Source organism: Corallococcus sp. CA053C, assembly GCF_003611675.1.
Taxonomy (GTDB): domain Bacteria; phylum Myxococcota; class Myxococcia; order Myxococcales; family Myxococcaceae; genus Corallococcus.
Genome location: NZ_RAWA01000659.1, coordinates 1 through 3,111, shown reverse-complemented (window position 1 = coordinate 3,111; position 3,111 = coordinate 1). Strand labels below are relative to the sequence as shown.

At 73.2% G+C, this 3,111-nt stretch carries 2 protein-coding genes; both read left to right on the top strand.

Annotated features, from left to right (window positions below; all coding sequences use genetic code 11):
• On the top strand, positions 1-2,198 hold a 2,198-nt coding region (locus D7V97_RS41725; protein ID WP_147445220.1), incomplete at its 5' end, for an MMPL family transporter.
• Positions 2,195-3,111: glycosyltransferase (locus D7V97_RS41720; RefSeq protein ID WP_120616088.1), on the top strand; the 917-nt coding region annotated here is incomplete at its 3' end. The genes D7V97_RS41725 and D7V97_RS41720, both read left to right, overlap by 4 nt.

Here is a 3,111-nt window from a genome sequence, read left to right as displayed (position 1 = left end):
GGCGGGTGCTGGGGGGCGCTGGCGTGCTGCTCGCCCTCGCGGTCTGGGCGCTGCTCCAGGGCGGCCACCTCACCACCGGGACCATCGACGGCACCGAGTCCTCGCGGGCCGTGGCGTTGGTCCGGGGCGCCGCCGCGGGGTCGAATGACCAGACCGTGGCGGTCATCTTCCACCGCGACGACTGGACGACGGACGAGCCGCGCTTCTCCCAGGCGGTGGCCTCGGTGCTGGCGCGCGTGGAGCGGCTGCCCGAGGTGGAGTCGGTGGTGTCGCCCGTGGGGGCACCTCCGGCCTTTCGCGCCCGCTTCGTGGCGAAGACGGGCCACGACCTGCTGGCGCTGGTGCGGCTCAAGGGCGGCGAGCGCGAGGCCACCGCCGCGTTCCCCACCGTGCGCGAGGCCCTGGAGGACCCGCGCTTCCAGACGACGCTCACCGGCAAGGTGGCCTTCGTGGCCGCGCTGAACGCGCTGCTGGAGCACGACCTGCTGCGCGCGGAGCTGCTCTCGTTCCCGCTGGCGCTGCTGGTGTTGCTGTGGGTGTTCCGCACGGCGGTGGCCGCGATGCTGCCGCTGGTGGTGGGCGGGCTGGCGGTGCTCTGCGGCGTGGCGGGCGTGCTGCTGCTGTCGCGCGTGACGAACATGGCCCAGTACACGCTCAACGTCGTCTCGCTCATCGGGCTGGGCGTGGCCATCGACTACTCGCTCTTCATCGTGAGCCGCTTCCGCGCCGAGCTCTCCGCGGGCCTGACGACGGAGCAGGCCTTGATGCGCACCCTGGACACCGCGGGGCGGGCGGTGGCGTTCTCCGGGCTCGCCGTCGCGGTGGGGCTCGCGGGCCTGCTCTTCTTTCGCGGCTCGTACCTGAGCGCCATGGGGCTGGGTGGCGCCCTGGTGGTGGCCTTCGCGGTGCTCTTCGCGCTCACCGTGCTGCCCGCGCTGCTCTCCTGGCTGGGGCCGCGCGTGGACAAGGGGCGGCTGCCGTTCTCGCGCGGCGCCGGGCGTGGCGGCCTCTGGCACGCGCTGGCCACCTGGGTGATGCGGCATCCCTGGTGGGTGCTGCTGCCAACGCTCACGCTCCTCTTGGCCATGGGGCTGCCGTTCCGGCGTCTGGAATTGGCGGCCACGGACATCACGGCGCTGCCCGCGGACACCGAAGCGCGCCGGGGCGCGGAGACGCTGGCCCGGCTGTTCCCGCGCGAGGCCGCCGCGCGGGTGCTGGTGGCGGTGCGGTTTCCCTCGGGCGAGGCCTTCACGCCGGAGCGCGCCGGCGCCCTCTACGACGCGAGCCGCCGCATCGCGTCCCTGCCCGGTGTGGTGGGCGTGGAGAGCGCGGTGGACCTGGTCCCCGGGATGGACCGGGCGACGGTGCAACAGCTGGCGGGCGCGCCCCTCCAGGCCCTGCCTCCGGAGCTGCGCGCGGCGCGGGCCGCGTACCTCACCGGGAACGTGGCGGTGATGCAGGTGCTGACGTCGGAGGCACCCAGCAGCCGCGAGGCGCGGGACCTGGTGCGGACGCTGCGCGAGGACCGCGCGGTGGGAGACGGGCGGCTCGTGGTGGGCGGACAGACGGCGGCGGACGTGGACGCCACGGCCTTCGTGAAGCACCACACGCCCGCGGCGGTGGCGTTCGTGATGGGGATGACGTGCGTGGTGCTCTTCGTACTCCTGCGCTCCGTGGTGCTGCCATTGAAGGCGCTGCTGATGAACCTGCTGTCCCTGGCCGGCTCGTTCGGGGCCCTGGTGTGGATCTTCCAGGAGGGGCACCTGCGCCGGCTCCTGGACTTCGAGCCCGGGCCCATCGAGCCGTCGCTGCCCATCCTGTTGTTCTGCGCCCTGTTCGGCCTGTCCATGGACTACGAGGTGCTGCTGCTCAGCCGCATCCGCGAGGAGTGGCTGCGCACGGGTGACAACACCCACGCGGTGGCCGAGGGGCTGGAGCAGACCGGCGGGCTCATCACCAGCGCGGCGGCCATCATGGTCGCCGTGTTCGCGGCCTTCTCGCTGGCGTCGGTGGTGGTGGTGAAGGCGATGGGGTTGGGCATGGCCATCGCGGTGGCGCTGGATGCCACGCTGGTCCGGGTGCTCATCGTCCCGGCGATGATGCGTCTGATGGGGGACCTGAACTGGTGGGGGCCCGGCCACTCCGCGCACTCCAAACACCTGCCTGCGCAGGGCAGGGCGCGGGAGGAGACGCCATGAACCCGCGTGACGTGGGATGGGCGGCGGCGGGCGCGGCGGCGCTGGGCGTGCTGCTTCAAGGACATCTGGGATTGATGGCCGGCCTGCGGCGGCGTCCGGCGCTGGCCGCGAGGACGTTCGACCCGCCCTCGGTGACGGTCATCCGCCCCATCCGGGGGCTGGATGTGGAGGCGCGGCAGAACGTGCGCGCGCTGCTCGCGCTGGACTATCCCGGCGAGTGGGAGGCGCTCTTCGTCTTCGACAGCGAGGACGACCCGGCGTTCGCCGTCACCCGGGAGGAACTCGCCAACGCTCCGACGCGCGCGAGGCGGGTGGAGCTGCTCGTGGCGGGCGAGCCTCCGGAGGGCCTGACGGGGAAGCTCAATGCCATGCAGGTGGGCGTGGCCTGCTCCCGGTGCACGCTGCTGGCGTTCAGCGATTCGGACACGCGCCCCGCGCCCGGAGTGCTCACGGCGCTGGTGGGGGCGCTGCTGGAGGATGCGCGGACGGGCGCCACGTTCGCGCCTGTGTACGCGGCGGCGGATGCACCCCTGGCGGGGGACGTGGGCTACGGGCTGCTGGTGAACGCGTGGTACGGCGCGTCGGTGGCGCGCACGTCGGGGCCGGACGGTGCGCTGCCCTTCATCATGGGGCAGTTGATGGTGTTCCGCCGGGAGGCGCTCGCGGCCATCGGGGGCGTGGGCTGCGCCGCCGGTCAGTTCGTGGATGACATGTACCTGGGACGCCGGCTGCATGAAGCCGGGTGGAAGAACCGCGTCATCCACGCGCCGCTGCGCATCGTCACGGGACACCTGGAGCTGCGCGCCTTCCTGCGCATCTTCCGGCGGTGGCTCCTCTTCTCGGAGACGGGCCTGCCCTGGGCCTTCGCGCGGTCCAACTGGGTGAGGGGGCTTGCGGGCGGGCTCGCGTGGGG